A 24,250-nucleotide genomic window follows, 5' to 3' on the forward strand; every position below is an offset into this window, starting at 1 on the left:
GATCCTGTGGGAGCGGGTTTACCCGCGAACACCGGCAAAGCCGGTGCCATCCATCGTGGTGTCTGTTTCGCGGGTAAACCCGCTCCCACAGGATTGCAAAAAAGGGCCCCGAAGGGCCCTTTGTCTTTCTGCGCTTCAAGGTCTTACTGACCCGGAATGTCCTTGCGCAGTTTCACCGGATCGTGCTCCTTGCCCTTCTTGCGCGCCAGCGCCGTGCGCATGCGGATGTTGATCGCTTCAACCGCCAGCGAGAAGGCCATGGCGAAGTAGACGTAGCCCTTCGGCACGTGAACATCGAAAGATTCGGCGATCAGCACGGTACCGACGACGATCAGGAACGAAAGCGCGAGCATCTTCAGCGATGGGTGCTTGTCGATGAAGTCGCTGATGGTGCCGGCGCAGAGCATCATCACCAGCACCGCGACGATGATCGCGGCGATCATCACCGGTACGTGGGAGACCATGCCCACGGCAGTGATCACCGAGTCCAGGGAGAACACGATGTCGATGATGGCGATCTGGATGATGGTGTAGAAGAACTTGCCGCCCGCGCCTTTCGGCTCGTCCGCGCTCTCGTCCTCGCCTTCCAGGCCGTGGTAGATCTCCTGGGAGCTTTTCCACAGCAGGAACAGGCCACCGAAGAACAGGATCAGGTCGCGCCCGGAGATACCCTGGCCGAGCACATGGAACAGGTCGTCGGTCAGGCGCATGACCCAGGTGATCGACAGCAGCAGCATGATCCGCGTGACCATGGCCAGGGCCAGGCCGAAGATCCGCGTGCGCGGCTGCATGTGCTTGGGCATGCGGCTGACCAGGATCGAGATCATGATGATGTTGTCGATCCCGAGCACGATCTCAAGGGCCGTGAGGGTTAAAAAGGCAACCCAGATTTCCGGGCTGGTCAGCCATTCCATGTGTATTCCTTCGAGCAGTAAAGGCAAAGCGCCCAAATGGTGGGCGCTTTGCGGTTGGATGATGCGCTTGTGTTACAGACTGCTGAACAGCGGGAAAGTCCCCAGGGCCAGCGCGCCGAACATTATGCACAGGCACACCAGCACTGCCCACTTGAGGGTGAAGCGCTGGTGATCGCCGAACTCGATGCCGGCCAGGGCCACCAGCAGGTAGGTGGAGGGTACCAGCGGGCTGAGCAGGTGTACCGGCTGTCCGACGATCGACGCGCGGGCCATCTCAACCGGGGTGACGCCGTAGTGGCTGGCGAATTCCGACAGTACCGGCAGCACGCCGTAGTAGAAGGCGTCGTTGGACATGAAGAAGGTGAACGGCATGCTGACGATCGCGGTGATCACCGCCATGTACGGGCCGAACGCTTCCGGAATCACCGCCAGCAGGCTCTTGGACATCGCGTCGACCATGCCGGTGCCCGACAGGATGCCGGTGAAGATGCCTGCGGCGAAGATCAGCCCGCTGACGGCCAGCACGCTGGAGGCGTGGGCGGCGATGCGGTCCTTCTGCTGCTGCAGGCACGGGTAGTTGACGATCATGGCGATACTGAAGGCGATCATGAACAGCACCGGCAGCGGCAGCAGGCCGGCAATCAGCGCGACCATCAGTGCCGCGGTCAGGGCGCCGTTGAACCAGATCAGTTTCGGGCGTCGGGCCTCCGGGAACTGCGACACGCTGATTTCGCTGTGGTCGATGTCGTCGGTCGGCAGGTGCAGCTCGCCCAGGCGGGCACGCTCGCGCTTGCCGTACCAGTAGGCGATGGCCAGGATCGCCGCCACGCCGAAGGCCATGGCCGGGATCATCGGCACGAAGATGTCCGACGGGTCCACGTGCAGGGCGCTGGCGGCGCGGGCGGTAGGGCCGCCCCACGGGGTCATGTTCATCACCCCGCCGGCGAGGATGATCAGGCCGGCCATGATTCGCGGGCTCATCCCCAGACGGCTGTATAGCGGCAGCATGGCGGCGCAGCAGATCATGTAGGTGGTGGCGCCGTCACCGTCGAGGGACACCACCAGGGCCAGCACCGCGGTGCCGACCGAGACTTTCAGCGGGTCGCCCTTGACCAGCTTGAGGATCTTGCGCACGGCCGGGTCGAACAGGCCGGAGTCGATCATCAGGGCGAAGTAGAGAATGGCGAACATCAGCATCACGCCGGTGGGCGCGAGCTTGCTGATGCCTTCGAGCATCATCGGGCCGATCTTGGCGGAAAACCCACCGAACAGGGCGAACAGGATCGGTACCAGGATCAGCGCGATCAAGGCCGACAGGCGCTTGGTCATGATCAGGTACATGAAGGTGATGACCATGGCGAAGCCGAGGAAGGTCAGCATGGCGGTACTCCAGGCGTGGCGCGGCGAAAGGAAGGACGATTCGGGCGGATCAGCGCGTCAGGCGCTGCGCGGGGAGCAGGCGGAGGGGGACTGCGAAAAGGCGGGCACAGGAAAACATCAGAATCACCATTGTTGTTGTTGATTGGGCCGGGCGCGGAAGTTTCCGGGTGCCCTGGCTGACCGGTCTGCTGCCGGTGGTGGCGCTATCCTATGTGGGCAAGCTTTCAGCCAGCTTTCGGCTGCAGTCAGGCGACGGGAGGTCGTTCGATGGTGGATGTCGTGGACGGCGGGTGTCATTGCGGGGCGTTGCGCTACCGGCTGCAGGCCGATCTGGGCGATGTCGCCCATTGCCATTGCTCGATCTGCCGGCGGGTCAGCGGCGGCACGCTGGTGACCTGGGTCACCCTGCCCCTTGCGGACTTCCAGTGGCTGGCAGGCTCGCCCCGGCGCTACATGGCGCCGCAGAGTTGCAGCCGGTATTTCTGTGGCAACTGCGGGGCGCATGTGGCGCTGGTGACCGCGCATAGTCCTGAAACGATCGATGTGACGGTGGCGACGCTGGATCACCCGGAGCGGGTGCCAGCCAATCGGCATATCTGGGTGGGGAGCCGGTTGCCGTGGTTGCAGGTGGATCAGGGGTTGCCGGAGGAGGACGAGGAAAGCCTTTGAGGTTTGGTGCTGGCTGTCGGGCTGCGAGACTTCTGTAGGAGCGGCCTTGTGCCGCGAATGGGCTGCAGAGCAGCCCCGGCGATTTTTGCGTCAACACTGAAATCCTGGGGCTGCTACGCAGCCCATTCGCGGCACAAGGCCGCTCCTACAGCGATGATGGTGGACCCATACCTCAGGGCAGCTGCAGCCCCCCGGCCGCCTTGTGCAACGCCCGCAGGTGCTCGCCCACCTGCTTGATATTGGCCTCCACCGCCTTGATCTCCCTGCCCCGCTCCGGCCCCAGCAGCGCCCTCACCTGCTGGTCCAGGTCGGTGCTCAGCCGCAGCAGCTGTGCCTGGCGCTCGCTGCTTACCTGCTCCAGCTGCTTGCGTTCGGCAGGCTGCGGCAGGCCGTAGCCCCCTGCCCCCAGCAACTCCGCCGGGCGGCTGAGGAAGCCGCTGTTGGCCAGCATCGCCTGCAAGGTCTCGTTGGCCTTGTCGAAGCTGCCGTCCTTGAGTGCCCGGCCGTTCAGGTACCGTTGCTTGACCTCGTCCTGGGCCAGCAACAGCTGGCGGCGCAGGCCGGCCTGCTCGAGCAGCAGCAAGGCCGCGCTGGTGCGCAGGTCGGCACGGTCGAACCACTGGCGGCGCTGCTCGGCGTCCAGCGCCAGCCAGTCTTCCACGCTGGTCTGGCTGATCGGCAACTGCTTGCGCAGCACCTCGAACATCGCCTGGTAGCGGTCGCGGTAGGAGTCGAAGCGATAACCCAGGCGCAGGGCTTCGCGCGGGTCGTCGAGCACGTGGGTATCGGCCAGTCCCCTGCCCTTGAGCACCTCCAGCAAGCCGTTGGGCATGATGCTGTCGAGGTCGTTCAGGCGCGGGTTGCCAGTGCCGCTGCGCAGCAGCTTGAGCGATTCCACGGCGCAGTTGTTGGACAGGAAGTAGTAGTTGCCGTCGTAGCTCCAGTGCATCTCGGCGGCCTGGCGCACCAGGTTCTCGATCTCGCCACGGCTGAGCTTGAGCGGCACCGAGGCCAGGCTGCGCAGCTCGGTCTTGGTGTATTCGTCGATCACCTGCCCCAGCGGTAGCACGAACAGCCGCGAGGGATAGGCGCCGGTCAGGCCGTCCCAGCTGGACAGCTGCACGTCGTTGACGAAGGCGCGGTACGACAGCACCAGGCTCTGGTCCAGGTCCAGGCGGCAGGCCGGCCCGCGCGGGCGGCCCGGGGCGCAGATCACCAGGCGCAGCATGCTGTGGCCCCAGCGGCTGACCCAGTTCTGGTTGGCCTCGGCCAGCAGGTAGTCCACCTCGTAGACCCGCTCCGGGTCGATCTCGCCCAATGGCTGGCGGGCGAAGTCGTTGCCGGCGTTGAGGAACGGCAGGCCCTTGGCGCAGGCATCCTGTTGCGGCGCCCAGCCGAAGTGCTCGCGCAGGTACTGGTTGAGCGCCGGGCGACGGCAGCCGTAGCTCGGGTCGAGGAGGAAGTACTCCATGTTGACCGCGATGAACTCCTTCGGACTGCTCAGCTCGTAGGGATCCGGGCTGCGCACCAGCTGGCCGTTGTGCTGTTCGCGCTCGCCGCGCCGGCCGACGTACTGCGGCCAGCCGGCGAGGTCCAGCAGGCGCGGGTCGTCGCTCAGGGTGAAGCGGCGTTCGGCCTGGCCACGGCAGTCCTGCGGCAGCCCGACCTTGCCCAAAGCGCCCTGCTGGCGCTTGCAGCGGCTGATCAGCTGGCGCTCGGCGTCCGGCCACAGGCGCGCGCGGTCATAGATATGGGTGAGCTCGTGGAGCACGGTGGCCAGCAGTTCCTCGCGGACCGTGCCGTGGGGACGGTTGGTCTTCTCGCGGGCGGCACTGCCGTCGACCAGGCCCGGCAGCAGGCGCCGGTTGAGGTCCAGGCTGGCCACCGGAGAGGCCTGGCCGTAGGCGTCCTCGGGCATGCGCTCGGTCCAGCCGACCAGGATCTGCCGGTCCAGTTGCTGCTTGAAGCGCGGTGGCAGCTTGGCCATGGCTTCGTCGAGCAACGTCTGGGTCGCCTGCTGTTGCGCAGGGTTGAGACCGTCGCGCTGCAGTACCAGCTGCAGGTCGGCCAGGGCGGGCGTGCCGAGCAGCGTCAGGGCGCAGCCCAGCAGCCAGGCACGCACGCGCTTCACAGGGCGAGGATGGCTTCGGCCAGCACCTGGTCGCTGGCGTCACGGGCTTCGGGGACGCGGGCGCGCAGGGTGTCGAAGGCGGCCTCGAGCTGGGCACCGCGGATATCACCGTTGCTGGCGACGAAGCTGGCGGCGTCGTCGTGGGCTTCACGCACCACTTTCGAGTCGCGGATCGAGGTGGTGGTGTCGGAGGTGAAATCGATCGAGCGGCCAAAGGCGCGGACGATGATGTTGCTGGTGGCCACCAGGGTGTGGGCCTGGGCCAGGTCGGCGAGCAGCAGCATGCCGAGGGTGGCGGCGATCAGCGGTTTACGCATGGAGCATCTCCGGAAATACAGGGGAGTCGAGTGTAGTTATTGGACGAGAATCGCTTCGGCCAGTTCACGGTCGCCGACAGAGTGCCGGGCGACGTTCTGGTGCAGCATGTCCAGCGCCGCCTGCAGGCGCGCGCCACGGATCCGGCCGTCGCTGGCGACGAACGCGGCGGCGTCGTCACGGGCGGCGGCGACCAGCTTGCGGTCGAACGGCGCGGCGCTGACCTGGCTGGTGACGTAGCCGCTGATGACCAGGCTCTGGGTAGTGGTATCCATGGCTTGGGCGCTGCTGATGCAGGCCAGGGCGAACAGTGAAGGCAACAGGTAACGCATGGGCGGTCTGGCGGCGATGGTCTCGGGCTGCGAAGGCTACCCCGGATCCACTGGCCGGGCCAGTGAATCCGGGCAGTGCGGGGCTCAGATGGCGAGGATGGCGCGGGCCAGCTGCGCGTCGCTGGCCTGCAGCTCCGGCAGTTCCTGGCGAATGTGCACGAACGCGCTCTCCAGCTTGGCGCCGCGAATGGCGCCGTCGCTGCCGACGAAGCTGGCGGCATCGTCACGGGCGGCCTTGACGATCTTGTCGTCGCGGAACGAGGAGGAGATGTCGGAGGTGGCGTCGGTGGAGGCGGCTACCGCGCCCACCACGGCGTCGGTGGTGACGACGAAGCTGGTGGCATTGGCTGCGCCGGCGAGCGACAGCAGCAAGGCGGCGCCAAACAGGTGATAACGGGACATGGTCGGGGACTCCTGCACTGGGTCTGGATAGTTCTGCTTATCGGACGCTCGCTTGGCTCGTCACGGTACTTTTCTCTGCCAGGCGTGTAGGACAAGCGTAACACGCGCTGGTTCGGGCGTTTGGTTCGAGAAAAGATCACAAATCGTAACTGTACCTGTAGATTTGTGATTTATTAAAACTGTGTTGTTCTGTTGTGCGGCCGCTCTAGCCCGGGCTTAAAACAAAAAACCCGTCGCAGTTTCCTGCAACGGGTTCTTGTGAATTCGCGGTGCCGGCCTGGGCCGGCGGCCGGCGCTTAGCGCCAGAAAGGCTTGCTCAGCTCTTCGTAGCGCTGCGACTCGCTGATGCCGGCGTCGGCCAACAGGCGGGAGTCCAGGCGCGCCAGCTGGCGGCGGCTGGCCATGCGGCGCTGCCACAGTACCAGGGTGGACAGGACGCGCAGCGGCAGGGCGGCGTTGGAAGCTTGGGCGTTTTCGAAAACCAGACCGGAACTGAGGGTACGTTCCATGATGTGTCATCCTTCCGCTTGTGGCGGCATTAGGGAGTGATTTAACTGGTGCCCATCTTCCTCTTCTCTCGTCCAGAACAGTAGGTACAGTTCAGGTGTATTGTGAGGGGGCAGTTAACTGTTGGAAGGGACTGTTGCACTGGTTATTGAGGGAACTGTACTGGTGTGCACTGGTTTGGTGCGATTTTGTGGTGTTGGTGGGGAAATGGTAAGCAGGGAGTGATGTTTTTGGCGGTACAGTAGTACAGTTTTAGATATGTTTTGGCTTGAAAGTGTTCGACGACAGAGTTGCAGCGCCTATGAAATCGAGCGCCGCCCGCGCGGCGCATCGCGGCACAAGGCCGCTCCTACATCTGTTTCGGGCCAGTTAATCCTGTGCCATTACCTGGTCCGCCTTGTTTTTACGACGCAATTTCAATGTGGACACCACTGCCGCTTCACCTGCCTCAAGACATGCACCAAGGCGGGCAACCATGGCCTGACAGGTTAGGCACGTTGCAATAAATGTAGGAGCGGGCTTGTCCCGCGATGCGCCGCGCGGGCGGCGCTCGGTCTCAAGGGCGCTGCAAGACCATCGCCAGGCACCTGTCCGCCATTACGCGATCCCCAAACCCCTCACGCCGACACCGCCGCCCCCCGCGCCCGCTCGGCCTTGCCCAGCAACCGCTTCATCCGCCACTCAAAGCCGAACGTCAGCGCCACCGCCGCGCAAGCCAGGCCCAGTGCCAGCCCCCACCAGATACCCTGCGCGCCGCCCCCGAGGTTGAAAGCAAACAGCCACGCGCTCGGCGCGCCCACCAGCCAGTAGCACACCAGGCCGATCAGGAACGTGGTCTTGGCGTCCTTCAAACCACGGATAGAACCCATGGCGATGGTCTGCACGCCGTCGAACAGCTCGAACCACGCCGCCACCATCACCAACTGTACCGCCAGCATGAAGATCGCCGCGAAGGCCGGGTCGTTACGGTCGATGAACAGCCCGACCAGGGCGTCCGGCAGCAACCAGAACAGTGCGGCGAAGGCGAACATCAGCGAGGCGCCGAAACTGATCCCCACGCGCCCGGCGCTGCGCGCCGCCAACAGGTTGCCGGCACCATAGTAGAGACCGACGCGCATGGTCACCGCATAAGAAAGGCCGGTCGGTACCATGAACGCGGTCGAGACGATCTGCAGGGCGATCTGGTGCGCCGCCAGTTCCGTGCTGCCCAGCACGCCCATGCACAGGGCGGCGAAGGCGAACAGGCCCACTTCGACCATATAGGTGCCGCCGATCGGCAGCCCCAGTCGCCACAACTCGCGCAGCGCCGGCAGGGAAGGGCGCGACAGGCCCTTGCGCAGCGGGTAGGCGGCATAGGCCTTGTGCCAGCGAATATAAAGCGCGAGGGCGATGGCCATGCCCAGGGTCACCACCGCGGTGACCAGGCCGATACCCATCAGCCCGAGCTTGGGCAGGCCGAACATGCCCTCGATCAGCGCATGGTTGAGCAGGTAGTTGGCCACCGTGCCCACCAGGCTGATGACCATCACCGGGGTCGAGTGGCCCAGGGCGCTGGTGAAGCCGCGCAGGGCCATGAAGGTCATGTAGCCGGGGAGGGCGAGCGGCAGCAGGGTGAGCAGCTGCATCGCAGAATCGACGTTCTCCGGCTTCTGGCCGAACAGCAGCAGCACCGGCTTGAGGTTCCACATCACCAGCGCCGAGACCAGCGCCAGGCCCCAGGCCAGCCACAGGCCGCTCTGGGCCAGGCGGGTGACGCCCTCGGTGTCGTTGGCGCCCTTGCGGATCGCCACCAGCGTGCCGACCGCGGCGATCACGCCCAGGCAGAAGATCGACACGAACGAGTAGCTCGCCGCGCCCAGGCCGCCACCGGCCAGGGCCTGGGGACTGATGCGGGCCATCATCAGGGTGTCGGTGAGCACCATCAGCATGTGCGCCAACTGCGAGGCGATCAGCGGCCCGGCCAGGCGCAGCAAAGCCTTGAGTTCAGTGGTGGGCGCAACATGCATGGGGGCGGTCCTTCTGGATGATTCGGGGAAGCGAGCCGTCGATTCTGAGGCCTCGGTCAGCTTTGCACAAAAGGATAAATGCGATCACTGACATGAGTCTGACTCATGCCTGTATGATCCTGTGTATCCGACCTACGCCCCGCATGACAGGTGCGCCATGACCCGCCAACTGCCTCCGCTCTATGCGCTGCGCGCATTCGAAGCCGCCGCCCGGCTGAGCTCTTTTACCCGTGCTGGGGAAGAACTGTCGATCACCCAGAGCGCGGTCAGCCGGCATATCCGCACCCTCGAGGAGCATTTCGCCTGCCGCCTGTTCGTGCGCAGCGGCCGCAGCCTGCAACTGACCGAAGCCGCACGCATGTTGCTGCCCGGTGTGCGCGACGGCTTCGCCTCGTTGGAGCGGGCCTGCGACGCCTTGCGTGGCGAGGACGACATCCTGCGCATGAAGGCGCCCTCGACCCTGACCATGCGCTGGCTGCTGGCGCGCCTGAGCCGTTTTCGCCACCTGCAGCCGGGCAACGAGGTGCAGCTGACCAGCGCCTGGATGGATGTCGATCATGTCGACTTCAACCAGGAGCCATTCGACTGCGCGGTGCTGCTCAGCGATGGCAGCTTCCCGGCGGACTGGGAGGTGCGCCGGTTGTTCTCCGAGTTGCTGATCCCGGTGGGCGCGCCGGACCTGCTCGACGACGCGCCTTGGGACGAGCGGCGCCTGGCGGGCATCGAACTGCTGCACCCCACGCCGGACAAGCGCGACTGGCGTGCCTGGCTGGCGCGCATGGGGCTGACCGACAAGGTCTCGCTCAAGGGCGGGCAGGTGTTCGACACCCTGGAGCTGGGCATGATCGCCGCGGCACGGGGTTACGGGATCTCCATGGGCGACCTGCTGATGGTGGCCGAGGACGTGGCCCAGCGCCGGCTGAGCCTGCCCTGGCCGACCGCGGTGGCCAGTGGCATGGACTACTACCTGGTGTGGCCGCGGACCCGGCCGGGCGGGGAGCGGCTGCGCAGGTTGAGTGTATTCCTGCAGGAGGAGGCGGCGGCGATGGACCTGCCGGCGGTGCAGGTACTGTCGGCGCAAGGCTGAGGACCATCGCGGGGCAAGCCCGCTCCCACGCTGATGATGCCTGCAACTCTGTTCCCCGGGCGACAGTGCAACCCAAAGCGCTGGGTAATCACCTAAGCAGAGCGACAGGGCCCAGTCGCAAGAAAACGTTTGCGAATATCCCGGTCCGGCACTCAAGTATTTCCTACAGACGCCGATCAACTTGCACCAGCGTCCCGGAAGAGGACGCGATTTCCCGTCGATATGCAGCGGGCGGTCAGCGTGATCAGGACGATCCCGGCCTCTTGCCAGGAGCCTTGCCATGTCTCAACCGCGTGCCCGAATCGCCTCGCAGCTCGGGATCGCCCTCGCCATCGTGCTGGCGCTGGTGATCACCGGCAGTACCCTGTTCGCCCTGCGTTCACTGGACGACGCCAACCTCACCACCCGCCAGGCGCACCTGGCCAGCGAGGCGCGCCTGCTGGCCGACCAGCTCGACACCTTCCACGGCTCGCTCAAGGACAACACCCAGCGCCTGAGCGGCCTGTTCGAGCGCCGATTCGCCTCGGGGCTGGCGTTGCACGCCGGTGAGACGGTCAACGTCGCCGGTGCCGCGACACCGGCGCTGTACCTGGGCGACCACCTGCTGAACAACGATTTGCGCCAGGTCGACGAGTTCCAGCAGATGACCGCCGGGGTGGCGACCCTGTTCGTGCGCAGCGGCGACGACTTCGTGCGCATCAGCACCAGCCTGACCAAGCAGGACGGCAGCCGCGCCATCGGCACCCAGCTCGATCGCCAGCATCCGGCCTACGCCAAGCTGATGGCCGGGCAGACCTACGTCGGCCGCGCCGTGCTGTTCGAGCGCAACTACATGACCCGCTATGTGCCGGTGCGTGACGGCGGTGGCAGGGTGATCGCGGTGCTGTTCGTCGGTTTCGACTACACCGACGCGCAGAACGCCCAGTTTGCCAACCTCAAGCGCTTTCGCATCGGCCAGACCGGTTCGCTGGCGTTGCTGGACGAGCAGGGCAAGTGGCTGGTGCCGCCGGCCGAGGTGCGTGATGGCGAGGCGGCGGCCCAGGCGGTCAAGGCGATCAAGCCGGGAGCAGGGCAGTTCTGGGCTGGTGCCGGCGAGCCGTTATTCAGCGTCACCGAGCCGTTCGCCGAGGGCCCGTGGACCGTGGTGGCAAGCATGCCCGAGGGCGAGATCCGCGAAGTGACCTGGAGCGTCGGCCTGCGCCTGGCCATCGGCAGCGTGCTGGCGATGCTGCTGGCCGTGGCCGCCACCCTCTGGCTGCTGCGGCGCAAGCTGCGCCCGCTGGGCGACCTGGTGCGCCAGGCCGAAGCCCTCGGCGCCGGCGACCTGAATGCTCGCCTGAGCGTCACCAGCCATGACGAGATCGGCCAGCTGGCCCGCAGCTTCAACCAGATGGGCGAGGCGCTGGCGACCATGGTCGAGCATATCCGCACCGCCTCAGACCAGGTCAGTGGCCGCGCCCGTTCGCTGTCGGGCCTGTCGTCCGGCGCCTGCGAGGGCATGGACCAGCAGTCCGGCGAGATCACCAGCATGGCCGGCGCGGTGGAAGAGTTCAGCGCCACCTCGATGAACATCGCCGACAACATGGCCGGCACCGAGCGCATGGCCCGCGACAATGCCCAGCAGACCCGCATCGGCCGCAGCGCCATGGACGAAGCCTCGGTTTCCCTGCGGCAGATCGCCGAGGCGTTGGGCGGAACCGCCAGTGTAATGGACACCCTGGGCGCCCGTTCGCAGGAGATCGGCGGGATTGTCGGCGTGATCACCTCGATCGCCGAGCAGACCAACCTGCTGGCGCTGAACGCTGCCATCGAGGCGGCGCGTGCCGGCGAGCAGGGCCGTGGATTCGCCGTGGTTGCCGACGAGGTCCGTGGCTTGGCCGCGCGCACCCGCCAGGCCACCGACGAGATCTCGGGCATGATCGCCAGCATCCAGCAGCAGACCGGCCATGCCATCAGCACCCTGGAGCAGGGCAACCAGCTGATGCAGGAAGGCCTGGCGCGCAATGACAAAGTGGCCGAGGCCCTGGCCCGGATCGACGAGCAGAGCAGGGTGGCGGGCGAGCAGTTCGCCGTGATCAGCACCGCGACCCAGGAGCAGAGCAGCACCGCGACGGTGCTCAGCCGCAACCTGCAGAGCATCGCCCAGGCCAACAGCGAGCAGCGCGATGTGGCCAATGAACTGGCCATGACGGCCCGCGAGCTGGAAGGGCTGGCGGGGCAGTTGCGCCAGGAAGTGGATCGGTTCCGTACCCACCGGTAGTGCACTGGGGCTGCCTTGCAGCCCGTTCGCGGCACAAGGCCGCTCCTACAGGCGAGCGCGTTCCCATGTAGGAGCGGCCTTGTGCCGCGAAAGGGCCGCGAAGCGGCCCCAGCAGTTTCAAACCCTACAGAGTCCCCAGACCCAACGCCTGCGCACACGCCTGCAACGACCTGCGCTCGCTCTGCGCATACAGCGCCAGCTCATCCTGCACCTGCAACCCCAGCGCCTGCTCGAAGGCCTCGCGGTTGGCGTTGCTGCCATAGTCGGCCTGCCCATCATCCCCCAGGTTGGACTGGAAGATCCCCGCCGCGCTCACCGGCAGGAAATCCTCGTACACCAGCGCCTCGAAATGCACGTGCCCGGCGTCGATCAACCCCTGCAGGGTGGTCGGGCGATCCTGTTGCCCACGCTCGGCCAGGCCTTTCTCGGTGGCGAAGTAGCGGAAGTACGCCAGCCCCTGCTCGCGCATCTGCCCCAGGTCATCCGGAAACGCGGCGAAGTGCTCCGCAAGCAGCGCCATGTAGCGCTCGGCATTGGCCTCCGCCGGCGCGCCGCCCAGGGCTTCACGGGTCGCATCCAGAAGACGGTCGTACAGCTGGCGCCCCTTGGGCGTCAGCGCCGCGCCGCGCTGTTCGATCTCGCCGAAGCGCGCCGTGTGGCTGCCCTGGGCATCGCTGAAGGCGACCTTTTCCTGCAGGGCCTTGAAGCTGGTCTGGCGCAGCAGGATCGGCTGGCGCCGGGTGGGCGGCCCTTCGATCACGGCTTTGGGCGGGATGCCCTTGGCCGGCATGCCGAGCTGGATCGCGTCGATGTCCAGGGTGCGCGGGGTCAGGTGGTTGATATGCGGGCCTTTGAATGCCACTACGTCGGCAATCAGCCGGTGCTGGTCGTGCAACTGTTGGTACTGCTCGGCGCTGACCGTGGCGTCCTGGTGCCAGCGGAAGGTGTGCAGCGCCTCCTGGACGAAGGTCTCGGCATCGCTCGCGCCCAGGCCGCCGTCGCGTTCGCATTGGGCGATCAGTTCGAGTACGCGGGGGGTGAAGATCTGCCGTTTCTCCAGGATGCCCTGGGCCAGTGCGCGCAGTTGCGGGTTGTCGATCAGCTCCAGGCGCAGCAGCGAGGTGAACACGCGGAACGGGCTGATGTGCAGCGACTGTTCGTGCACGGCGCGAAATGCGGTGGAGTGCACCGGCACGCCGGCCGAGCTCAGGTCGTAGTAGCCGACCGGCTGCATGCCCATCACCGCGAACAGGCGTGCGATGGTGGCCAGTTCCTCGGCGGTGCCCACGCGGATGGCGCCGTGGCGCTCCTGGTCGAGGCGTTCGATCTCGCCGGTCCAGCGCAAGGCCTCGGCCACCTTGGGCTGTGCGGCCATGACCTGCTGGTTGGTCTCACTCACCAGCTCGAGCAGCGTGCCGTACAGGGGGACTTCCTGCTTGTACATGAGCGACATGGCGGCAGAGAACTGCGCGCGGATGCTGTCGGGGCTGACGAAATCATGGGCGGGCATCGCAAGCTTCCTGGGTGAGTGGAGGACACTTACATGAAAACTGGGAATGGAGCCGGCGTACAAGCGAAAAAAAGTGCGGGTTTCATTCCTTTTTTGATCGACCTTGAGGGCCATGGGGCTGCTTTGCAGCCCTTTCGCGGCACAAGGCCGCTCCTACAGGCGAGCGCGTTCCCATGTAGGAGCGGCCTTGTGCCGCGAAAGGGCCGCAAAGCGGCCCCGGCGATCTCAAGCCTGCAGTTGTTCCCGAACCCACTCCACCAACGCCCGCACCTTCGGCACTTCCGCCGCATGCTCGGCATACGCCAGGTAATGCGCGCCATTGCTCTTCATTGCATGGTCCCAGGCCAGCACCAGGCTGCCCTCGGCCAGCTCCCGGGCCACCAGGTAACGCGGCACCAGCGCCACCCCGCACCCAGCCTGCGCCGCGCTCAAGGCCATGTAGAAGGTGTCGAAGCGCGGCCCGTGGTAGCTGTTGTCGGTGTGCAGCCCTTGCTCCAGGAACCACGCGTGCCAGGCCTCCGGGCGCGAGGTGCTCTGCAGCAATACCAGCTCCGCCACCGCACCCGCGTCAGGCAGTGTGCGCCCTTGCAACAGCTCCGGCGCGCACACCGGCACCACCTCTTCGCCGAACAGCTCGACGCAGGTCGCCCCGGGCCAGGTACCCTGGCCATAGAAGAACACCACGTCGGCCGACCCCTGCAGCAGGGCGAACGGCTCCATTTCGTTGCGGATATCCAGGTGGATGTTCGGGTGGCGCTTGCCGAAGCCTTTTAGGTGCGGAATCAGCCAGCGCACGCCGAAACTCGGTTGAGTGGCTACCTTCAATACTTCGGTCTGCGAGCCATAGCTCAGGACATAGCGGCTGGACATGTCCACCTGGGTGAGGATCTTGTTCACCTCGGCCAGGTACAGGCTGCCGGCGGGGGTCAGTTGCAGGCGTCGGCGGATGCGCAGGAACAGGTGGTGGCGCAGCATCTCCTCGAGCTGCGCCACCTGCTTGCTCACCGCGCTCTGGGTCAGGTGCAGCTCCTCGGCGGCACGGGTGAAGCTCAGGTGGCGGGCTGCGGCCTCGAAGCACTGCAGGGCGGTCATGGACGGAACCAGGCGTTTGGACATAAGCGGTCTCGGCGGCTGAAATCATTACCTGGCGGAATGATATGCGGAATAAAGGTCGTTTGTTGCACCTGTGTAATCGGATTAATACTGACCCACATCCTTTTCCACCCCTTCACCCGATGAAAGGAGAAGCACAATGGTTGCTGCATTGCTCGAGCGTCTTGGCGTTGCCGCCGCGGCTCACACCCAGGGTGACTACCCTGTTCACACCCCGATCGACGGCAGCCGCATCGCCTCGGTGAAACTGCTCGGCAAGGCCGACACCATTGCCCGCATCGACCAGGCGCAACAGGCCTTCGAAACCTGGCGCAGCGTGCCGGCCCCGCGTCGTGGCGAGCTGGTGCGCCTGTTTGGCGAGGTGCTTCGCGAGCACAAGGCCGACCTCGGCGAGCTGGTCTCCATCGAAGCCGGCAAGATCACCCAGGAAGGCCTGGGCGAAGTGCAGGAAATGATCGACATCTGCGACTTCGCCGTCGGCCTGTCGCGCCAGCTGTACGGCCTGACCATCGCCTCCGAGCGCCCGGGCCACCACATGCGTGAAACCTGGCACCCGCTGGGTGTAGTGGGGGTGATCAGCGCCTTCAACTTCCCGGTGGCGGTATGGGCGTGGAACACCGCGCTGGCGCTGGTGGCCGGTAACGCCGTGGTGTGGAAACCGTCCGAGAAGACTCCGCTGACCGCCCTGGCCTGCCAGGCACTGTTCGACAAGGCCGTGAAAGCCTTCGGCGATGCGCCGGCTGGCCTGGCGCAACTGGTGATCGGTGGCCGCGAAGCAGGCGAAGCCCTGGTCGACGACTCACGTGTGCCGCTGGTCAGCGCCACCGGCAGCACCCGCATGGGCCGTGAAGTCGGCCCGCGGGTCGCCGCGCGATTCGGGCGCAGCATTCTCGAGCTGGGCGGCAACAACGCCATGATCCTGGCCCCGAGTGCCGACCTCGACCTGGCCGTGCGCGGCATCCTGTTCTCGGCGGTCGGCACCGCCGGCCAGCGCTGCACCACCCTGCGCCGCCTGATCGTCCACCGTTCAATCAAGGACGAAGTGGTCGCCCGGGTCAAAGCCGCCTACGGCAAGGTGCGCATCGGCGACCCGCGCAAGGACAACCTGGTCGGCCCGCTGATCGACAAGCAGTCGTTCGATGCCATGCAGGGCGCGCTGGCCAAGGCCCGCGACGAGGGCGGCCAGGTGTTCGGTGGCGAGCGCCAGCTGGCCGAGCAGTATCCGAACGCCTACTACGTGTCGCCGGCCATTGCCGAGATGCCGGCCCAGAGCGACGTGGTTCGCCACGAGACCTTCGCACCGATCCTCTACGTGCTGGCCTACGACGACTTCGAAGAGGCCCTGCGCCTGAACAACGAGGTGCCGCAAGGCCTGTCGTCGTGCATTTTCACCACCGACATCCGTGAGGCCGAGCGTTTCCAGAGCGCCTCGGGCAGCGATTGCGGCATCGCCAACGTCAATATCGGCACCAGCGGCGCGGAGATCGGCGGGGCGTTCGGGGGTGAGAAGGAGACCGGAGGCGGGCGTGAGTCCGGGTCGGATGCGTGGAAGGGTTATATGCGTCGGCAGACCAATACCGTGAACTATTCGCGTGAGTTGCCGCTGGCGCAGGGTATCGTGTTCGACTGATGCAATGATGCAGCATGGCCGGGGGCGATAGCCCCCGGTTCGCGGGTAAACCCGCTCCCACAGGAGCTTCACTGCCCTTGAGGCCTGTGTGATCCCTGTGGGAGCGGGTTTACCCGCGAATGGGCCGCACAGCGGTCCCAACAAGAACAACAGCTGGAGCCGGGCCATGTCCGAACTGCGTCAAGAATGTCTGTGGGAACACGTCACCCAGTCGACCGTCGCCGCCCAGGCCCTGGCCGGTGAGCACAAGGCCGATGTCTGTGTGATAGGCGGCGGCATTACCGGCCTGTCCGCGGCGATCCACCTGCTGGAGCAGGGCAAGTCGGTGATCCTGCTGGAAGCCTGGAAGATTGGCCACGGCGGCTCGGGGCGCAACGTCGGCCTGGTCAACGCCGGCACCTGGATCCGCCCCGACGACGTCGAGGCCACCCTCGGCCACAAGCAGGGCAGCCGCCTGAACAAGGTGCTCGGCGAGGCCCCGGGTGAAGTGTTCGCCATGATCGAACGGCTGGGCATCGACTGCCAGGCCCGGCACCAGGGCACCCTGCACATGGCGCACAACGCCACCGGCATCGCCGACCTCGAGGCCCGCCATCAGCAATGGACCCGGCGCGGCGCCGACGTCGAGCTGCTGACCGGCGCGCAATGCCAGGAATACTGCGGTACCGACAAGATTTCCGCCGCGCTGCTCGACCGCCGCGCTGGCACCATCAACCCCATGGGCTATACACAAGGCCTGGCCGCCGCCGTGAACCGGCTGGGCGGCAAGCTGTTCCAGCAGTCCTCGGTCGAAGGGCTGGAGCGCGACGGCGATGCCTGGCGAGTGAAGACTGCGCGCGGCGCGGTGCGCGCCGACAAGGTGGTGATTTCCACTGGCGCCTACACCGAAGGCGACTGGAGCAACCTGCAGAAGCACTTCTTCCGCGGCTATTACTACCAGGTCGCCTCCAAGCCGCTGCACGGCGCCGCCGCCGACAAGGTCCTGCCCCATGGCCAGGGCTCGTGGGACACCCGCACCGTGCTCAGCAGCATCCGCCGCGACGACCAGGGCCGCCTGCTGCTCGGCAGCCTCGGCCGGGTCGACAACAAGCCGGCGTGGTTCGTGCGCAGTTGGGCCGACCGTATCCAGAGCCACTACTACCCGGAGCTGGGCAAGGTCGAGTGGCAGATGCACTGGACCGGCTGCATCGACTTCACCCCGGACCACCTCATGCGCCTGTTCGAACCGGCGCCGGGGTTGGTGGCGGTGACCGGCTACAACGGGCGCGGCAACACCACCGGCACGGTGATCGGCCGGGCGTTTGCCGAGTTTCTGCTCAAGGATGATCCGGACAGCCTGCCGATTCCGTTCTCGCCCATGAGGCCGGTGAGCGCGCCGTCCTTGCGCACGGCGTTCTATGAATCGGGGTTCTCGCTGTATCACGCAGGGCAGTGTCTGCGGGTGGTGCTGTAATGGCGCCGCCTTCTTCGCGGGTAAACCCGCTCCCACAGGGGACGTGCAAAACCTGTGGGAGCGGGTTTACCCGCGAAGAAGGCGGCGCAGAGGGTCAGGTCATTTATGCAGCCAGCTCAGGAACCCACCTTTCTTCACTGCCGCCGGTTTCTGCAGCAGCAGTGACTCGCGCTTCTGCCGGCGGAACCGCTGCAGCTTGGTCAGCGCCGACTTCACATCCCCGCTCTCGGTCAGGCAACCGCGTACCTGTTCCTTGTCGATGCGATAGAGCATGCAGCTGCTCAGGGCGCGGAACTCGACCGGCGATGCCTCGTCATCCACCAGCCCTTCCAGCCCCAGCACCTCCCCAGGTCCCATGCGCCCGCCTTCGATCAACCGCTCGCCGTCGCGCACCGAGGCCAGCACCACGCCACGGCTGATCAGCAGCACATGCTCCGAGCGCTCGCCGATGCCGAGGATGACCTGGTCGGCCAGGTACTCCACCGTGGTCATGCGCTGGCTCAGGGCATCGCGCTCTTCGTTGCTCAGTGAGCGGAACACCCGCACCTCCTCCAGCAGCTCGCGCTGGCGGCTGCGCACCGGGGCGCCGAGCTCGGTATTCCAGGTCACGCCGCTGGCTTCCAGGTGGCGGTGGGCCAGGTCGAACAGCTGGTTGCGCACCTCGGTCTTGCGCGACATCTCGGCGATGAAGCCACTGGCCTCGTACTCCACCGACTCCAGGCTCGAAGCCTTCACCGTGACCTTGGGTGCCGGCTTGTCGAGCAGGATGCTGGTGCCTTGCAGGGTCTTTTCCAGCGCATCGAACACCCGCTGCGGACGCACCTTGGCCGGCACCACCACGCTGATCGACACCCCATGCACCTCGGCCGGGCGGCTGAAGTTGAGGATCTTGGCCTTGGCCGCCACCGAATTGGGGATCACCGCCAGGCTGCTGTTGCCGGTGATCAGGCGGGTGGCGCGCCAGTCGATGTCGACCACCTTGCCCTCGGTGCCGTCGATCGAGATCGCGTCGCCGATCTGGTAGGGCCGCGTGGTGTTCAGCACGATGCCGGAGAACACGTCGGCCAGGGTGCTCTGCAACGCCAGGCCGATGACTATGGCCATCACCCCGGAGGTCGCCAGCAGGCCCTTGACCGGCAATTGCATCACATAGGCCGCCGCCGCCACCGCCGCGACCAGGAAGATCAGCGCCCCGACCACATCCTGCAGCAGACGCCCGCCGTGGCTGCCGCGTGCCACCAGCAACAGGCCGAACACCACCGTCACCGTGCGTGCGCCGAACAGCCACCAGCCGATCGCCAGCACCGTGGCCATCAGGTTGCGCGGCACATCGTCGGCCCAGGGCGGCGGTTGCAGCGGGCTCATGCCCGCCGTCATTAGCACCGTGCTGAACACCAGGAAGCACACCAGCCGCGTGGCGATGCGCCAGGCCCGGTGGTGCAGCGGAATCAGCTGCCACAGCAGCAGGTCGAGCAGGATCAGCAAGGTGCCGAGCAACAGCGGGTATGACTGGATGAACGCCAGCATGGTGGTCTCGGTGCGGGGGAGGGCTGTGGGTAGTAATAGAGCAGGTTGGGGTGGCAGGCAATGGGGTGGCGATAGTGCTGATGGCCTCTTCGCGGGTAAACCCGCTCCCACAGGTTCTTCGCCGCCTTCAAGGCCTGTGCGATCCCTGTGGGAGCGGGTTTACCCGCGAAGAAGCCAGCACGCCCAATCGTTCATAAAATAGAACGCTACAGCCAAATTTCACTATCTACCGCCACAAAGGTCCTGGTTTTAATCTTCTCCCATCAACGCGAAACACCCACCCCACTGAAGATCGAAACCCAAGGAGCACCGGCAATGAACAACTTCAAATACAACCGCCTGAACAAAGACGACGCCGCCGTACTGCTGGTCGACCACCAGGCCGGCCTGCTGTCCCTGGTCCGCGACATCGAGCCGGACCGCTTCAAGAACAACGTGCTGGCCCTGGCGGACCTGGCCAAGTACTTCAACCTGCCGACCATCCTCACCACCAGCTTCGAGCAAGGCCCCAACGGCCCGCTGGTGCCGGAACTCAAGGAACTGTTCCCGGATGCCCCGTACATCGCTCGCCCCGGCCAGATCAACGCCTGGGACAACGAAGACTTCGTCAAGGCGGTGAAGGCCACCGGCAAGAAGCAGCTGATCATCGCCGGCGTGGTGACCGAAGTGTGCGTGGCCTTCCCGGCGCTGGCGGCCCTGGAAGAAGAGTTCGAGGTGTTCGTGGTCACCGATGCTTCCGGCACCTTCAACGAAATGACCCGCGATGCTGCCCACGACCGCATGAGCCAGGCCGGCGCGCAACTGATGACCTGGTTCGGCGTCGCCTGTGAGCTGCACCGCGACTGGCGCAACGACGTCGAAGGGCTGGCCGCGCTGTTCTCCAACCACATCCCGGACTACCGCAACCTGATCACCAGCTACAACGCCCTGACCGCCGGCAAGTAAGCCGCCGCCAGCCTGGCACCGCGAGGTGCCAGGCAAGGCAGCACACCCATCCAATCCAGCGCTCGTCTGCTGTTGCACAGTGGATGCAGGCCAGCTCATCTCCAGGGAATGTCAGCGATGAACACCGCAACCGAAGGCAACCGCAGCGTCGTCACGCTGGTGATCCAGCACAAGGTCCGTGCCCAGGCGCTGGTGCACTACGAAACCTGGCTCAAGCGCGCCGTGACTACCGCTCGCCAGCAGCCCGGTCATCTGGACGTCAATGTCATCCGCCCGGACGACGGCGGTCGCCACTTCACCACCGTGGTGCGCTTCGCCGACGCCGGCCTGCTGCAGGCCTGGGTCAACTCTGCCGAGCGTCAGGCGCTGATCAGTGAAGTGCTGCCACTGTTGGAAGACGGCGACCAGACCCAGGTGCACGATGACCCGGAGTTCTGGTTCACCCCGCCCAGCGTCGGCGCCGCGCAACCGCCGCGCTGGAAACAGGCCCTGCTGACCTACCTGGTGATCTGCCCGATGACCCTGGTCATTCCCCAGCTGCTGGCGCCGCTGTTTGCCCGCTATCCGCTGCTGGGTGGCCAGATCACCGGCAACTTGATCACCAACCTGTTCGTCATCTTGCCCGTGGTGTTCTACATCATGCCCTGGGTGACCCGCCGCTGCGCCGGCTGGTTGCGCCGCTGAGCGCCCGCCGTGATCCATTGCTAGCCTTCAACCGCCTGCCGATCACCCACCCGGACGGAGAGCACCATGAGCCAGGACCCTACCGACCAGAGCCGCCGCAAGTTTCTCGCCAGCAGCACCGTGCTCGGTGCCGCCGGCGCGCTGTGGAGCGCATTGCCGTTCACCGATTCCGCCCATGCCGCCCTTTCAGGAGATCCCATGACCGCCGACCTCATCTTGTTCAATGGCAAGTTGCACACCGTTGACCGCGAGAAGCCCACCGCCAGCGCCGTCGCCATCAAGGACGGCAAGTTCCTCGCCGTGGGCAGCGACGCCGAAGCCATGGCCCACAAGGGGACCGCCACGCAGATCATCGATCTCAAGCAGCGCACGGTGATCCCCGGCCTTAACGACTCGCACCTGCACCTGATCCGCGGCGGCCTGAACTACAACCTCGAACTGCGCTGGGAAGGCGTGCCGTCGCTGGCCGACGCCCTGCGCATGCTCAAGGACCAGGCCGAGCGCACGCCGACCCCGCAGTGGGTGCGCGTGGTCGGTGGCTGGAACGAGTTCCAGTTCGCCGAGAAACGCATGCCCACGCTGGAAGAGATCAACCAGGCCGCGCCGGACACCCCGGTGTTCCTGCTGCACCTCTACGACCGCGCGCTGCTCAACCGTGCCGCGCTCAGGGCAGTGGGCTACAGCAAGGACACGCCCAATCCCCCGGGTGGCGAGATTCAGCGCGACAAGTTCGGCAATCCCACCGGCATGCTCATCGCCCGGCCCAACGCCACCATTCTCTACGCCACCCTGGCCAAGGGGCCGAAGCTGCCGCTGGAGTACCAGGTCAACTCCACCCGCCAGTTCATGCGCGAGCTCAACCGCTTGGGTCTGACCAGCGCCATCGATGCCGGCGGCGGCTACCAGAATTACCCGGACGACTACCAGGTGATCCAGGAGCTGGCCAACAACGACCAGCTGACCGTGCGCATCGCCTACAACCTGTTTACCCAGAAGCCCAAGGAAGAACTGGCCGACTTCAAGAACTGGACGCAGAAGGTCAAGCCGGGCGACGGCAACGACTTCTTCCGCCACAACGGCGCCGGCGAGATGCTGGTGTTCTCCGCCGCCGACTTCGAGGACTTCCTCGAGCCGCGTCCGGACCTGCCGCAGACCATGGAGCAGGAGCTGGAGCCGGTGGTGCGTCACCTGGTCGAGCAGCGCTGGCCGTTCCGCCTGCACGCCACCTACGACGAGTCGATCTCGCGCATGCTCGATGTGTTCGAGAAGGTCAACCGCGACATCCCGTTCAATGGCCTGCCGTGGTTCTTCGACCATGCCGAAACCATCACCCCGCAGAACATCGAGCGGGTCCGGGCACTGGGCGGTGGCATCGCCATCCAGGACCGCATGGCCTTCCAGGGTGAGTACTTCGTCGACCGCTATGGCGCCAAGGCCGCCGAACACACCCCGCCGATCAAGCGCATGCTCGACATGGGCGTGCCGGTGGGGGCGGGCACCGACGCTACCCGGGTGTCCAGCTACAACCCGTGGACTTCGCTGTACTGGATGGTCAGCGGCAAGACCGTCGGTGGGCTGGAACTGTATCCGGAAGGCCTGAGCCGCGAGACCGCGCTGCAGCTGTTCACCCATGGCAGCGCCTGGTTCTCCAGCGAGCAGGGCAAGAAGGGGCAGATCAAGGTCGGCCAGCTGGCGGACCTGACGGCGCTGTCGCTGGACTTCTTCAGCGTCGATGAAGAGGCGATCAAGGGCATCGAGTCGGTGCTGACCATCGTCGACGGCAAGGTGGTGTACGGCGCCGCCGAGTTCGACAAGCTGGGCCCTGCGCAGGTGCCTGTGTTGCCGGAGTGGTCGCCGGTGGCCAAGGTGCCGGGGCACTGGCGCGCCGGTGCGCCGATGGCGGCGGCGCTGCACCAGTGCGTTGGGCCGTGCGGGGTGCATGCCCACAGCCATGAGAAGGCGCGGCATTCCAGTGTGCCGGTGAGTGATTACCAGGGCTTCTGGGGTGCGTTGGGTTGTTCCTGCTTCGCCTTCTGAGTGGGCCAGGGGCCGCTTTGCGGCCCTTTCCGGCCGGTCCGACGCCTCGGCAAGGCCGCTCCTACAGGCGAGCGCATTCCCATGTAGGAGCGGCCTTGCCGAGGCGTCGGACCGGCCGGAAAGGGCTGCAACGCAGCCCCAGTATCTAAGCCATGTCGCTGATGGCGAACTCCTCCGCCAGATGATCGATCAACGACCGCACCGACGGCAGCAACCCGCGCCGCGACGGGAAGATCGCATGCACGATGCCGCAACGCGGATGCCAGTCCGGCAGCATTTCCACCAACCGCCCCGCCGCCAGGTCCTCGCGCACCGCCACCCTGGGCAGGTGCGCGATCCCCACGCCCGCCACCACGAAATGCCGCAGGGCGAACAGGTCGTCGGTGACCATCCGTGGTTTGTGCGGGATCACCAGGCTGCGGCTCATGTCCTCACCCTGGAACAGCTCCCACTGGTATTCACGCTGGGCGCCACCCCAATGCACGCTGGGCAGCTCACTGAGTTGCAGCGGGTCAAAGCCTTGCGCAAGCTGTTCGCGGAACGACGGATGCCCGACCAGGCACTGGGTGCTGTTGCTCAGCACCTTCATCACCATGTCGGTGTTCTCCAGCGGCGGGAAACGCACCCGCAGCGCCACGTCGAAGCCCTCATGCAGCAGATCGACGCGGCGGTTGGTGCTCTCGATGAACAGCTCCACCTGCGGATACTTGAGCATGTAGCGGGTCAGCATCTGTCCGACCCAGGAGTTGAGCAGAGTGGTCGGGCAGCTGATGCGCACCAGCCCGCGTGGTTCGCTGCGGTTGCGCTCGATGATCTCGGCGGCGCCCTCGGCTTCCACGCGCATGGCCAGGCAGCGGTTGTAGTAGGCCTGGCCGATCTCGGTCAGCGAGCAGTGCCGGCTGGTGCGGTGCAGCAGGCGCACGCCGAGGCGCTCCTCCAGGTCGGCGATGCGCCGGCTGAGCTTGGACTTGGGCATGTCCAGCGCCCGCCCGGCCGGGGCAAAGCCACCGTGCTCGACCACCTGGGTGAAGTAGTAGAGGGAGTTGAGGTCTTCCAAGAGCGGTCTCCGCGACGGGGCAGGGGGTGGTTCGCAGTCTACCGGGTGGTGGGGCTGGAGGGCAGGGCGACAGCTTTGTGGCGCCTATGAGATCGAGCGCCGCCCGCGCGGCGCATCGCGACGCAAGGCCGCTCCTACATCTATGGTTACCCCCATTTCTGCAATACTGTACTGAGATGTGCGTGAGTTTGGTTTGCGTCAATCTATACGGCGTCGTGTGGGAGGTTGGTCCCGCGCCTCGATGAAAATCGCGCCCGACGAGCCTAGATATTTGTTCGGCTTCTGAAGCCG

General features: G+C 65.9%; 20 protein-coding genes and 1 pseudogene. 9 read left to right on the top strand and 12 right to left on the bottom strand.

Translation table 11 applies throughout. The features are described from left to right. Positions 1 to 143: 143 nt before the first annotated feature. Positions 144 to 914: a TerC family protein gene (locus AC0MAZ_RS03915; protein WP_186712185.1), complete on the bottom strand. Its 771-nt coding sequence runs from the start codon at positions 912 to 914 to the stop codon at positions 144 to 146. Between the two features lie 72 nt (positions 915 to 986). Beyond that, positions 987 to 2,294 carry a CitMHS family transporter gene (locus AC0MAZ_RS03920; protein WP_203649083.1) on the bottom strand — a complete coding sequence of 436 codons (1,308 nt, stop codon included), beginning with the start codon at positions 2,292 to 2,294 and terminating at the stop codon, positions 987 to 989. Between the two features lie 267 nt (positions 2,295 to 2,561). Between AC0MAZ_RS03920 and AC0MAZ_RS03925 the strand changes: the two genes are divergently transcribed. After that, entirely contained in the window at positions 2,562 to 2,963 is a 402-nt protein-coding gene (locus tag AC0MAZ_RS03925; RefSeq protein ID WP_475860259.1) for a GFA family protein, read from the top strand. 172 nt (positions 2,964 to 3,135) lie between these two features. Here the strand turns inward: AC0MAZ_RS03925 and AC0MAZ_RS03930 are convergent, their stop codons facing one another. The 6 genes from AC0MAZ_RS03930 to AC0MAZ_RS03955 form a co-directional block, all read right to left on the bottom strand. Continuing rightward, the gene (locus AC0MAZ_RS03930; protein WP_475860261.1) at positions 3,136 to 5,094 is read right to left on the bottom strand and encodes a DUF7844 domain-containing protein; all 1,959 of its coding nucleotides are present in this window, start codon (positions 5,092 to 5,094) and stop codon (positions 3,136 to 3,138) included. After that, positions 5,091 to 5,411, bottom strand: a complete 321-nt coding sequence (locus AC0MAZ_RS03935; protein ID WP_011531558.1) for a DUF2388 domain-containing protein — start codon at positions 5,409 to 5,411, stop codon at positions 5,091 to 5,093. Before AC0MAZ_RS03935 ends, AC0MAZ_RS03930 begins: the two co-directional genes overlap by 4 nt. Positions 5,412 to 5,447: 36 nt before the next feature. Next, entirely contained in the window at positions 5,448 to 5,741 is a 294-nt protein-coding gene (locus tag AC0MAZ_RS03940) for a DUF2388 domain-containing protein (RefSeq protein WP_203649077.1), read from the bottom strand. Positions 5,742 to 5,825: 84 nt separating this feature from the next. Then, on the bottom strand, positions 5,826 to 6,143 hold the full coding sequence (locus AC0MAZ_RS03945; RefSeq protein WP_475860263.1) for a DUF2388 domain-containing protein: 318 nt from the start codon (positions 6,141 to 6,143) through the stop codon (positions 5,826 to 5,828). 296 nt (positions 6,144 to 6,439) lie between these two features. Next, on the bottom strand, positions 6,440 to 6,652 hold the full coding sequence (locus tag AC0MAZ_RS03950; protein ID WP_110735977.1) for a DUF1127 domain-containing protein: 213 nt from the start codon (positions 6,650 to 6,652) through the stop codon (positions 6,440 to 6,442). Between the two features lie 615 nt (positions 6,653 to 7,267). Further along, the gene (locus AC0MAZ_RS03955; protein WP_232855485.1) at positions 7,268 to 8,656 is read right to left on the bottom strand and encodes a NorM family multidrug efflux MATE transporter; all 1,389 of its coding nucleotides are present in this window, start codon (positions 8,654 to 8,656) and stop codon (positions 7,268 to 7,270) included. A 157-nt stretch (positions 8,657 to 8,813) separates the two neighbouring features. On the opposite strand from AC0MAZ_RS03955, the gene AC0MAZ_RS03960 reads away from it, so the two are divergent. The 3 genes and pseudogenes from AC0MAZ_RS03960 (at position 8,814) to AC0MAZ_RS03970 (ending at position 12,003) form a co-directional block, all read left to right on the top strand. Next, on the top strand, positions 8,814 to 9,743 hold the full coding sequence (locus tag AC0MAZ_RS03960) for a LysR substrate-binding domain-containing protein (protein WP_232855486.1): 930 nt from the start codon (positions 8,814 to 8,816) through the stop codon (positions 9,741 to 9,743). 280 nt (positions 9,744 to 10,023) lie between these two features. Continuing rightward, positions 10,024 to 11,088, top strand: a pseudogene (locus AC0MAZ_RS03965) (Cache 3/Cache 2 fusion domain-containing protein); the annotation flags it as partial. A gap of 219 nt (positions 11,089 to 11,307) precedes the next feature. Beyond that, positions 11,308 to 12,003 carry a methyl-accepting chemotaxis protein gene (locus AC0MAZ_RS03970; protein ID WP_420713652.1) on the top strand — a complete coding sequence of 232 codons (696 nt, stop codon included), beginning with the start codon at positions 11,308 to 11,310 and terminating at the stop codon, positions 12,001 to 12,003. Positions 12,004 to 12,127: 124 nt separating this feature from the next. Here AC0MAZ_RS03970 and hglS read toward each other — a convergent pair whose 3' ends face one another. Together hglS and AC0MAZ_RS03980 are read right to left on the bottom strand one after the other, a co-directional pair. Continuing rightward, a complete protein-coding gene (gene hglS, locus AC0MAZ_RS03975; RefSeq protein WP_475860267.1) occupies positions 12,128 to 13,513 on the bottom strand; it encodes a 2-oxoadipate dioxygenase/decarboxylase HglS in 1,386 nt (461 codons plus the stop codon). A gap of 225 nt (positions 13,514 to 13,738) precedes the next feature. After that, positions 13,739 to 14,629, bottom strand: a complete 891-nt coding sequence (locus tag AC0MAZ_RS03980) for a LysR family transcriptional regulator (RefSeq protein WP_050703230.1) — start codon at positions 14,627 to 14,629, stop codon at positions 13,739 to 13,741. 136 nt (positions 14,630 to 14,765) lie between these two features. Between AC0MAZ_RS03980 and amaB the strand changes: the two genes are divergently transcribed. Beyond that, a complete protein-coding gene (gene amaB / locus AC0MAZ_RS03985) occupies positions 14,766 to 16,256 on the top strand; it encodes an L-piperidine-6-carboxylate dehydrogenase (RefSeq protein WP_332880046.1) in 1,491 nt (496 codons plus the stop codon). Between the two features lie 166 nt (positions 16,257 to 16,422). After that, the gene (gene amaA, locus AC0MAZ_RS03990; protein ID WP_475860270.1) at positions 16,423 to 17,709 is read left to right on the top strand and encodes an L-pipecolate oxidase; all 1,287 of its coding nucleotides are present in this window, start codon (positions 16,423 to 16,425) and stop codon (positions 17,707 to 17,709) included. Between the two features lie 99 nt (positions 17,710 to 17,808). On the opposite strand, the gene AC0MAZ_RS03995 is transcribed toward amaA, so the two are convergent. Further along, positions 17,809 to 19,236: a mechanosensitive ion channel domain-containing protein gene (locus AC0MAZ_RS03995; RefSeq protein ID WP_475860272.1), complete on the bottom strand. Its 1,428-nt coding sequence runs from the start codon at positions 19,234 to 19,236 to the stop codon at positions 17,809 to 17,811. A 315-nt stretch (positions 19,237 to 19,551) separates the two neighbouring features. Here AC0MAZ_RS03995 and ycaC point away from each other — a divergent pair, with 315 nt between their 5' ends. From ycaC to AC0MAZ_RS04010, 3 genes are all read left to right on the top strand, one after another. Further along, the gene (ycaC, locus tag AC0MAZ_RS04000) at positions 19,552 to 20,181 is read left to right on the top strand and encodes an isochorismate family cysteine hydrolase YcaC (protein WP_110735958.1); all 630 of its coding nucleotides are present in this window, start codon (positions 19,552 to 19,554) and stop codon (positions 20,179 to 20,181) included. Between the two features lie 117 nt (positions 20,182 to 20,298). Continuing rightward, positions 20,299 to 20,865, top strand: a complete 567-nt coding sequence (locus tag AC0MAZ_RS04005; protein WP_203649053.1) for an antibiotic biosynthesis monooxygenase — start codon at positions 20,299 to 20,301, stop codon at positions 20,863 to 20,865. Positions 20,866 to 21,063: 198 nt separating this feature from the next. After that, a complete protein-coding gene (locus AC0MAZ_RS04010) occupies positions 21,064 to 22,902 on the top strand; it encodes an amidohydrolase (protein ID WP_475861384.1) in 1,839 nt (612 codons plus the stop codon). Between the two features lie 145 nt (positions 22,903 to 23,047). Here the strand turns inward: AC0MAZ_RS04010 and AC0MAZ_RS04015 are convergent, their stop codons facing one another. Then, positions 23,048 to 23,959, bottom strand: coding sequence for a LysR substrate-binding domain-containing protein (locus tag AC0MAZ_RS04015; protein ID WP_475860274.1), 912 nt, complete (start codon positions 23,957 to 23,959; stop codon positions 23,048 to 23,050). Between the last annotated feature and the right edge of the window lie 291 nt (positions 23,960 to 24,250).

This window comes from Pseudomonas sp. A (genome assembly GCF_056270345.1).

Excerpts from the sequence above, each read along its gene's own strand:
- AC0MAZ_RS03945 (WP_475860263.1), bottom strand. The coding sequence starts at position 6,143 with ATGTCCCGTTATCACCTGTTTGGCGCCGCCTTGCTGCTGTCGCTCGCC.
- AC0MAZ_RS03915 (WP_186712185.1), bottom strand. The coding sequence starts at position 914 with ATGGAATGGCTGACCAGCCCGGAAATCTGGGTTGCCTTTTTAACCCTC.
- AC0MAZ_RS03980 (WP_050703230.1), bottom strand. The coding sequence starts at position 14,629 with ATGTCCAAACGCCTGGTTCCGTCCATGACCGCCCTGCAGTGCTTCGAG.
- AC0MAZ_RS03995 (WP_475860272.1), bottom strand. The coding sequence starts at position 19,236 with ATGCTGGCGTTCATCCAGTCATACCCGCTGTTGCTCGGCACCTTGCTG.
- amaA (WP_475860270.1), top strand. The coding sequence starts at position 16,423 with ATGTCCGAACTGCGTCAAGAATGTCTGTGGGAACACGTCACCCAGTCG.
- hglS (WP_475860267.1), bottom strand. The coding sequence starts at position 13,513 with ATGCCCGCCCATGATTTCGTCAGCCCCGACAGCATCCGCGCGCAGTTC.
- AC0MAZ_RS03925 (WP_475860259.1), top strand. The coding sequence starts at position 2,562 with ATGGTGGATGTCGTGGACGGCGGGTGTCATTGCGGGGCGTTGCGCTAC.
- AC0MAZ_RS04010 (WP_475861384.1), top strand. The coding sequence starts at position 21,064 with ATGACCGCCGACCTCATCTTGTTCAATGGCAAGTTGCACACCGTTGAC.
- AC0MAZ_RS03970 (WP_420713652.1), top strand. The coding sequence starts at position 11,308 with ATGAACATCGCCGACAACATGGCCGGCACCGAGCGCATGGCCCGCGAC.
- AC0MAZ_RS04005 (WP_203649053.1), top strand. The coding sequence starts at position 20,299 with ATGAACACCGCAACCGAAGGCAACCGCAGCGTCGTCACGCTGGTGATC.
- AC0MAZ_RS03950 (WP_110735977.1), bottom strand. The coding sequence starts at position 6,652 with ATGGAACGTACCCTCAGTTCCGGTCTGGTTTTCGAAAACGCCCAAGCT.
- AC0MAZ_RS03935 (WP_011531558.1), bottom strand. The coding sequence starts at position 5,411 with ATGCGTAAACCGCTGATCGCCGCCACCCTCGGCATGCTGCTGCTCGCC.
- AC0MAZ_RS03940 (WP_203649077.1), bottom strand. The coding sequence starts at position 5,741 with ATGCGTTACCTGTTGCCTTCACTGTTCGCCCTGGCCTGCATCAGCAGC.
- AC0MAZ_RS03960 (WP_232855486.1), top strand. The coding sequence starts at position 8,814 with ATGACCCGCCAACTGCCTCCGCTCTATGCGCTGCGCGCATTCGAAGCC.
- AC0MAZ_RS03920 (WP_203649083.1), bottom strand. The coding sequence starts at position 2,294 with ATGCTGACCTTCCTCGGCTTCGCCATGGTCATCACCTTCATGTACCTG.
- amaB (WP_332880046.1), top strand. The coding sequence starts at position 14,766 with ATGGTTGCTGCATTGCTCGAGCGTCTTGGCGTTGCCGCCGCGGCTCAC.
- AC0MAZ_RS03955 (WP_232855485.1), bottom strand. The coding sequence starts at position 8,656 with ATGCATGTTGCGCCCACCACTGAACTCAAGGCTTTGCTGCGCCTGGCC.
- ycaC (WP_110735958.1), top strand. The coding sequence starts at position 19,552 with ATGAACAACTTCAAATACAACCGCCTGAACAAAGACGACGCCGCCGTA.